The following is an 8,876-nucleotide window of genomic DNA, read 5'->3' as shown; positions in this document are numbered from 1 at the left end:
GACATCATCCGGGAGGCGCTTTCCATATGACGCCGCTTGAGTTCGACCAAAAACACCTTTGGCACCCATACACAAATGTAGAGAAACCGGGCCCGACATTCATTGTGAAAAGCGCCGAAGGCGTTTGGTTGACGTTGGACGATGGAACTCGAGTTATCGACGCGATGTCATCTTGGTGGTGCATGTTGCACGGCCATAAGCACCCAAAGATAACACAAGCGATCCACAACCAACTCGACATCATGCCACACGTTATGTTTGGCGGGCTAACGCACGAACCAGCTGTCGAATTGGGTCAAAAACTGCTCGAGATCACGCCGCCTTCGATGCAACGCATTTTCTATTGCGACAGCGGTTCGGTTTCGGTTGAGGTCGCCATGAAAATGGCAGTGCAATATCAGCATGCGCTCGGGTTCAAAGGGCGGAGCAAGTTCGCAACCGTTCGGTCGGGTTATCATGGTGACACGTGGAAAGCGATGAGCGTTTGCGATCCCGATACGGGAATGCACCACTTATTCCAAGGTGCGTTGGCAGTTGAGCATTTCATCAACCGACCACCGATTGCCATTAATGAAGATTGGAACGAAGATCCCGCAGCAAACGGGTTGGCCGAATTGCGCGCGATTTTTGAGGCGCACGGCTCTCAGATTGCAGCTTTCATTCTTGAGCCTGTGGTGCAGGGCACGGGCGGGATGTATTTCTATCATCCTGAATATCTCAACCAAGCGCGCATCATGTGCGACGAGTTCGGCATCCTATTGATTTTTGATGAGATCGCGACGGGCTTCGGCCGTCTTGGCAAAATGTTTGCAACAGATTTCTGTTCGATTGAGCCTGACATTATGTGCTTGGGCAAAGCGTTGACAGGCGGTCATATTAGTTTTGCGGCGACCATGACGAATGATCGTGTGGCGCAAACAATTGGCAATGGATCCCCCGGCATTTTCATGCACGGACCAACATTTATGGCCAACCCATTGGCTTGCGTGGCCGCGAAGGCGAGTTTGGACATTTTGAGTGAAGGCGATTGGCAGGTCCAAACAGCAAATATCGCGGCGCAGCTGGACGCCGAACTTGCACCTGCACACGAATTTGAGGGCGTTGCTGATGTGCGTGTCATTGGGGCGATTGGCGTGATAGAAATGAAACACACAGTGAGCGCTGATCAAGCACACAGTATGGCGAAAGACAACGGCGTTTATTTGCGGCCGTTCGGCAAGAATGTTTACACAATGCCACCATTTGTATCGACGCCGGACGAGGTGACAAAAATCACAACCGCAATGCTTAAACTGGCACAGGTGCTGTGATGCAAATTGAGTGGGTCAAACAAGATCACAACAAAGACGTCATCGTTGTGTTTGGTGGTTGGGCGGTAGGCTTCGCGCCACTAGCGCACCTTGAAGGCGATTTTGATATTTTGTTCGTCAGCGATTTTCGAGATATTGCGGCGGATTTACCTGATCTTTCACGCTATGAAAAAAAGTTGCTGGTCGCGTTTTCATTTGGCGTTGCAGCCTACGCCCGTTGGCAAGCTGATCACATTGATCCGTTCACCCTAAAAATTGCGATAAACGGCACGGTGACGCCGGTGGACCGCCAGTTCGGTATTCCGCCAATCATCATGCAAAAGACAATCGACGCGCTGGACCCAGAGAGCTTGCAGGCGTTTTTAATGCGTTGTTTTGGAGAAAGGCAGCCGTTTCTTGAAGCTGATATTGATGCGCTCAAAGATGAACTAATCATCGTACAGCAACGTGGTTCAGCTGCACCTATGCAATTCGACAAGATTATTGTTAGCGACAAAGATCGGATATTCTTAAGCGCCAATCTCAAACGGGCTTATGAGGGCGAAAATGTTGCAACTGTGCAAGGTCCCCACATTCCGTTTGCGAGCTGGACACGCTGGGAAGAGATACTGAATGTTGCATAAGATGAGCAAACAAATATCTGACGAGGCAAGGGTTGCGAAAAGTTTCCGGCGCGGGTTGGAAAGCTATGAGAGAAGCGCAATCTTCCAGCAGCAAATCGCTATTGATTTGGTCGAAGCACTCCAGTCAAACTCCAATGTAAGTCAGTTTGATCGTGCGTTGGAGTTTGGGGTTGGGACTGGCTTTCTCACAAGGCAATTGGTGGAGCAGTTTCAGATTTCGAATTTGTTCACCAATGATCTCGTGGCTGAGTGTGCATCAAAGATCGAAGAAATTGCCCCCAGCTCAACATTTATCACCGGACCAATTCAAGATATTGTTCTGCCAAACCAGTGCGATCTTGTGGCTTCAAGCTCTGCCATTCAGTGGATTCCAGAGCTGGCAAGTTTGATTGCAAGACTCTCAACAAAGCTGAATATCGGTGGCTGGCTTGCTTTGTCTGGGTTTGGCCCTAAACATTTCTATCAGTTACAGGAGATGGGATCTCGGGCGGCGGCTCCAAGTTATGCTGATACGACTGAACTCGAAAACATGCTGCCAGATTGTATGCAGGTCGCCCACATCAATATGTGTGAAGTCAGCCTGGAGTTTGACGATTTGGCGACGCTGTTGCGGCACTTACGTGACACTGGTGTAAATGGCCGTGCCGACGGCATGTTGACTAAATCAAACTTCAAGCAATTTGAACTTGAATACGCTGATAAATTTGCCCGCGACGGTAAATTGCAACTGACATATCAACCAGTTAGGATTGTTGCTCAGCGGAAATTTTGAGTTCAAAAGGAACCAAATGATCAAACATTGCGTATTTTGTTCGTTTAAACCGGACGTTTCTGCTCAGGATCGATTGACGACCGTGAGCAGTTTCTCAGCTTTGTTGCCAGAAATTGATGGGCTAGTGTCCTTTGACGCCGGGCCAAACTTGGATTTTGAACAGAAATCGGGCGACTATAGTCATGGATTTGTTGTGGTTTTTGAAGGTCGTGAGGCCCTCAAACAATATGATCAACATCCATTGCACCAAAAGCTGGGCGCAGAATTGGTATCAAAATGCCAAGGCGGTGCTGACGGTATTTTGGTTTTTGATCTCGACATCTAAGCCCATCAAACTTGATGCGGGCCACAAACAAGCGCCCGTTTAACGCCGGGTGCTAGATTTTCTAGTCCCTCAATCAGCATTTCCCTTTTGGCGAGAACATCAACGATTTGCCCTGAATAGGTGATGGCCGTTTCGCGCATCATCCCCAGCATTGGCCAACCCCACAGCGCGGAAACGGTAACGCCATGCGTTACAAAATGAGGTTCGGTAAGGAATGTACAAGTCAGAACAGGCTCAACAGGTGAGCGGTTGGTCGGGCTACCGCCAACCAAATCGACGATCACCGAGCCATCTGGAATGATGTGCTCAAGATGTTTATTTTCAATCAAGTAATTTCTGCCGCGCAGGTGAACGGGTTGATCAGCGCCATTGACGATCAAATCAACATCTTTGAGCCAATACTCAATACGCCCGGACTTGGTATGTGTTTGCCCCAGCACATTAATTTCCATGACGCCTTTGTCAGAAAGCTCTCGCATTGCGCCTTGGGCCACATTGCCGTAACCCAAAATCACGACTTTTGCAGTTCGTATGTCAAGTTCAGGTTTGTTTCTCGCCAACAATTCCAAACCATATCGCGCACCGGCTTGCCCCGTTTGATGCAGGCACTGAATACGCCTTAAACCGAACGGCAAAGGTGGGTGGTCAGCGCGCCATTCCGCTGCCGTTTCCCGGCCTTTGGACGTTTCATAGGCCACAAGATCAAACAGATTTGTTTGTGTTTGCTTTAAGTGATCAATCAGGCCGCCATTGATTTTGAACGAACTGTCATAAAAATAGAGTGCCGATTCCCCGGAAGCGTCTAACTGCTCAACATTTGTATCTGAATGAATGATTTTTAGTGATCTTGGATCGCGGTTGCCGGCGCGCCGAATGGCGGCCAAGGTGCGTGGTGACCAATGCAAAACCCGTATATCGAGCCCGCCAATGGTGTTGTTGTCCAAAAACGGCTGCAATGCCTGTGCCATTGCGGTCCTCGAAATAATGGTCTGGTCTGTTTCAAATTTCGGCGCTTCAACAATCTCCTCCATGGCGATCACATTTATCTTGTGTGCTTCAAGCACCCGCGCGCGATCTGGAAACGACCCAAAATGGGCCATGCAGAGCAAAGTGCAGCCCGGGCGCATTTGTTCAATGCTGTCGAGTGATGGGCCCTTAAACTTAATGATCAGGTCTTTGTCACGATATATTCGGTCAGCTGATTGCAACGTGGCACCAGCGGCAACATATTCTTCATCTGAGAATCCGACGCCAATCCCTGCACCTTCTTCTACAAACACTTTGGCGCCAGTCTCCAAAAGTGTTCCAATGTCAGATGGGATCACGGACACACGTTTTTCCAGGCCACCAGGATTTTCAGGTGATTCAATCTCCCGAACAATTGCAATGGTTTGGAACCGGCTTAATCCCTGCATATGTAACTCCTGAAAATCAACCGCGCAAAAAAGCAGCACGAATAAATCACCGTAACCATTCTGCTAACGCACACAAGACCAGCGGCGTGGCTCAGCGCAAGTTTGTTTCCTCAGCCCATCCCGTCAACTGCAAAGCTTGCATTGGATTATTCGGCATTGAGTGGTTTAGATTAATGCTTCATTAAGTTACTGTCGCGATCTTGCCATTTGCTAGGCAATTGTTGCCCTAGTGAAGGTGAATTGGAGTGGTGCACGCTCAACCTGTGTTGAAAATGCAACAACACCCAATCAAGCGTATTGGTGCACCACATCTCTGCTTGTATGTTCCTAGCGAATAAGTAATTTGGCTAATGCGAAACCATGCATGGATTCGTTTGTCGGTCGCAAACATGGCATCAAACACACCAAAAATAAGTGTGGCCATATTTCGGCAAACAGCCGGTAACAACCGGACTTTAACACTAACTGATTTTTGGAGGTCAGTATTATGACAATTAAGAACCTACTTCTCGGTTCAGCAGCAGTTCTTGCTCTTGGCACAACAGCACAAGCAGCAGACCCAGTAGCTGTAGCACTTGACACCTGTGATCTATTGAACATCACTGGTTTGACAATTTCTTCTGAAAGCAACTGCTTGAAGTTTGAAGGTGAAGTTACTTATGACTGGGTATATGGTAACTACGACGTAAATGACGATGTAGCCGGTGTCCAGAACACAACTTCTGACGTTGCTTGGGAATTGACTGCGACTGCAACTGCTGACAGCGACTTCGGTCCTGCTTTCGCAGTTATCGGTCTTGAAGGTTCAAGCACTGATAGTACTGGTGGTGGTGTTGATTCAATCGGTTTCGGCGATGCATATGTTGGTATCGGTGATTCTTCTTCAACAGTGCTTTACGCTGGTAAAAAAGGCACAATCGGCAATACAGACGACGGCGAAACATTGACAGCTGTTTTCTCTGTTGAACTTAGCGATGCTCTTGGCGGCAACGTCGGTGGTCACGTGATCCAAGTTATGTCAAGCCTCGGCGATGGCGCAACTGCTGGTTTCGGTCTTGAAGATCTTGACACAACAAACAATGCAACTTTGGTTGGCACTGTAGCTGTTTCTCAAGATTGGGGTGCTGCACACGCTACAGTAGCATTTGACGACGTTCTTTTGGGCGGCGGCGCATGGGACTTGCACACTGGCGGTTCAATCAACGCTGACAACTTGACATTCCAAGGTGCGTTCATCACTAACGAAGCTTCTGCATGGCAAGCAATTCTATCTGCTTCAGCAGAATTCGATATGTTCACATTGGCAGCTGGTTTGAATCTTGAGCCTGCTAGCATGTGGGACTTCGCAATTTCTGGCGTAGCAGCAATCGACGACAATACAACGTTGACAGCCGGCTTCACAGTTAACGAAGCTTCTGCATGGTCAGCTCGTCTTGAAGGCGAATTCGGCGTATCTGATACGCTTACAGCTGATGCAGGCGTGACATTCACAAGCGCAAGCACATCTACATTCGACGCAGGTCTTACATGGGCACCAGGTGGTGGTTATGAAGCAAGCGTTGGTGTTGAAGCTGCTAGTTCTGGCAACTACTCACTTTCTACATCTTTCGAAAAAGCTTTCGAATAGGTCTAACGACTTAATCGTAGTTTCTTTGGGAAGGCCCGGCATTTGCCGGGCCTTTCTTTTTTGTCGAATGCAACGAAAGACAGGCGTTGTTGGGTTCACCGTGACTTAATATGTTAACAGGCGCTACAAACTTAAAAAAACACTGGAACTCTGGCAATTTGTGCTTAAACTTTACAAGCAATGCCATGGTTGGAAAATGTGGGCGGCGGATGACGGCCTTGGCGAACGGATGAAAACTAAGTTTTATTTTGTTTTTTAGTCGATGCGCGCCCGCGCTGGAGTAGCTTACCAAATGGGATTCTTAGGACGCGTGAAATGGATCGGCATAATTGCTGCTGGGTTTCTGACAGTGGGCATTGGTGCGCCGTTTGCAGTTTGGCAAAACCAGACAAACGTTGAGCAGTATATTCAAGCAAATGCTCAGCGGACACTGAATGAATTCGGCCAATCTTGGGCTCAGGTTCAAGTCAGTGGGCGAGACATTCAAGCGTCTGGTTTGGCCACAAGTACACAACAAATTGGTGCAGTTGAAGACATTCTGGCAAATGCCAGTGGCGCTCGATCCGCCAATCTGACAGCGACACTGGCGCCGAAGTTGGACCCGTTTGTTCTGACATTGCAACAAGACAACAAGGCGCGTTCAATGATTGGCGGCATGCCCAACGAAGCGTTGTTGAACCAAGCAACCGAGTGGTTTGGGGACGGATCGGTTGATCTAAAACTGGCGTCAGGTGCCCCAGATGCTCGAGACTGGGCAGATGCTACCCAATTCGCAATTCGGCTATTGCAACATTTTGACGATGGGTCGGTAACCGTTGAAGGATTAAAGGTATCCATTGATGGCCGGGCAAAAAACCATGATGCATACCATACGTTGGACGTCGTGTTTGAAGCAGGTTTTCCGGACAGGCTAATACGCGGGAATAGCAGGATAGTTGCTCCATTGGTGTCTCCGTTCAGACTTTCTGCAGCAAAAATTGATGATTCGACGTTCGTGGCTGAAGGAAACGTCGTTTCAAAAGAGCAGGTTGATCTGTTCGCGGCCGCAGGAGCATCTGTGGACCAACTCAATGTCAGTTCTGGTGCGCCAGCTGGTTTTGATGATGCATTAGCAAAACTGCTCAATACTTTAAGAAAACTAAAAAATGGCCGGATCGAGATGTCGGACGCGTCCATAAATGTGACTGGACAAGCCGCTGACTTTGCCTCTTTCGACGAGACCTTTGCGCTTGAGGACCAATTGAGCCCTTTCAAAGTTGAAATCTATTTGGCGCGTCCTGTCATCAAGCCATTTACCATCAATTTTGAAGTTGTTGAGGGGCAGCTTTCTGTAGTTGGATATGTGCCAAATGCTTTTGACTTCAAAGAGTTAATGGATCAAGAGGGCGGCGAGAAGTCCGCCAAGGTCCGCGTTGCGAATGGTGCCCCAAAGGACTTTGACAAGGCAATCAACTTGCTTGTTGATGCCCTGCAACATCTGCAAAATGGTGCGTCTGCTGAAATTGCTGACCGGCAGATTACTGTGCAAGGTAAAGCCATATCGCCGCAAGATTTTCTGGCGTTGCAAGAGAAATTTGGCAACAACATTCCAGATGGATACGATCTGGCAATTGCCAATATCGAGTTACCCGAAGTCTCTCCTTACAAATGGTCATTGAATAAGGAGACGGAAGGCCGTGTTCGGTTGGCGGGTTATTCGCCTTCGTCCAAACTCACAAACGATATTATTTCGCTCTTGTCTGCTTCATCAATCGTTGACGAGACGCTGCCCGCTTTGGGGCAACCTGAAAATTTTGAAAACATCACGCTTGCAAGCGCTGCCGCATCCAATTTTATGGCTGAGGGATATATTGAGTTGGATGCAAATGGTTGGCTGCTCAATGCGACGACGGAGACAAAGGTCCAGCAAAACAATCTATTGCAACAGTTTTCTGACAAACAGATTCAATTGAAATCTTGGCAAGCGCAGTTTACCACGCTGCCGCCGCCAGAGGCGAAACCATATCGTTTTGAAGCAAAAATTGACGAAGCTGGCGCGCTGAGTTTTGACGGTTATGTCCGAAGCGAAGACACGCAATTATTATTGTCCGGACTTGGGCAATCCAACGTGAGCCTTGCCAGCGGCGAGCCGGAGGATTTTGATGAAGCGATCAATGTCGGAATTTCGGCATTGCAACGGCTTGTGACGGGTCAGTTCGGCTTCGATGGCGAACAATGGTATCTAAAAGGCGTTGCCGCGCACCAAGATGCTGCGAACGCGACGCGGAATGACCTTGGGGATTTTGCGACGTCGCAAAGTGCATGGCGGATAGAGATTGAAGCTCTGATTGTGCCTGTTGTTCCCTATCTTTGGGCGGCGGAAAAAGCCAATGCCGACCTGATTGCGCTTTCAGGATATGTACCCGACCAATTGCTGTTTGATGAACTAACGGCGACAGGCGCAAAAACTTCGGCACTAAAAATTGGCGTCGGCGCGCCCGAGCAGTTCTCCGCAAAGGCGAATGCTGCACTTACATCGCTCAAATTGCTTGATGCTGGGCGCGCCAGCCTTTCCGGTGGCACGTGGACCCTTATTGGCAGCGCGAGTTCGGATGATGCAGTTTCCAAAATTCTGGAAATACTGGCACCGTTTGGTTCGGCCTTTCGACTAGATATCTATGTTGTTTTGCCGGTCGAAAAGCTGACTTGGCGTGCCATGAAGAATGCAGATGGCAAGACAAGCTATTCGGGCTTCTTGGCAGATGAAGTGGTTTGGGAGCGTGTTGATGATGTTCTACAGCGCGTTGGCCCGCAACCTGCTGCCC

Annotated in this window: 7 protein-coding genes; 6 read left to right on the top strand and 1 reads right to left on the bottom strand. The window is 48.9% G+C overall.

Annotated features, from left to right (window positions below; translation table 11 throughout):
- From bioA to ACJAZW_RS14425, 4 genes are all read left to right on the top strand, one after another.
- Positions 1-1,310: adenosylmethionine--8-amino-7-oxononanoate transaminase (gene bioA, locus ACJAZW_RS14440; RefSeq protein WP_415159326.1), on the top strand; the 1,310-nt coding region annotated here is incomplete at its 5' end.
- On the top strand, positions 1,310-1,933 hold the full coding sequence (locus ACJAZW_RS14435; RefSeq protein WP_415159324.1) for a pimeloyl-ACP methyl esterase BioG family protein: 624 nt from the start codon (positions 1,310-1,312) through the stop codon (positions 1,931-1,933). The genes bioA and ACJAZW_RS14435, both read left to right, overlap by 1 nt.
- The gene (locus ACJAZW_RS14430) at positions 1,923-2,705 is read left to right on the top strand and encodes a methyltransferase domain-containing protein (protein ID WP_415159322.1); all 783 of its coding nucleotides are present in this window, start codon (positions 1,923-1,925) and stop codon (positions 2,703-2,705) included. Before ACJAZW_RS14435 ends, ACJAZW_RS14430 begins: the two co-directional genes overlap by 11 nt.
- A gap of 16 nt (positions 2,706-2,721) precedes the next feature.
- Positions 2,722-3,030 (top strand): Dabb family protein, encoded by a 309-nt coding sequence (locus tag ACJAZW_RS14425; protein WP_415159320.1) that lies wholly within the window; start codon positions 2,722-2,724, stop codon positions 3,028-3,030.
- Between the two features lie 5 nt (positions 3,031-3,035).
- Here the strand turns inward: ACJAZW_RS14425 and ACJAZW_RS14420 are convergent, their stop codons facing one another.
- The gene (locus tag ACJAZW_RS14420) at positions 3,036-4,445 is read right to left on the bottom strand and encodes a hypothetical protein (RefSeq protein WP_415159318.1); all 1,410 of its coding nucleotides are present in this window, start codon (positions 4,443-4,445) and stop codon (positions 3,036-3,038) included.
- Between the two features lie 487 nt (positions 4,446-4,932).
- Here ACJAZW_RS14420 and ACJAZW_RS14415 point away from each other — a divergent pair, with 487 nt between their 5' ends.
- Positions 4,933-6,072 (top strand): hypothetical protein, encoded by a 1,140-nt coding sequence (locus tag ACJAZW_RS14415; protein ID WP_415159316.1) that lies wholly within the window; start codon positions 4,933-4,935, stop codon positions 6,070-6,072.
- A gap of 292 nt (positions 6,073-6,364) precedes the next feature.
- On the top strand, positions 6,365-8,876 hold a 2,512-nt coding region (locus ACJAZW_RS14410), incomplete at its 3' end, for a hypothetical protein (RefSeq protein ID WP_415159314.1).

Source organism: Maritalea sp. (assembly GCF_047634455.1).
Classification (GTDB): Bacteria; Pseudomonadota; Alphaproteobacteria; order Rhizobiales; family Devosiaceae; genus Maritalea.
Note: the sequence above shows the minus strand (reverse complement) of the source record. Positions and strands in the feature narration are given on the sequence as shown.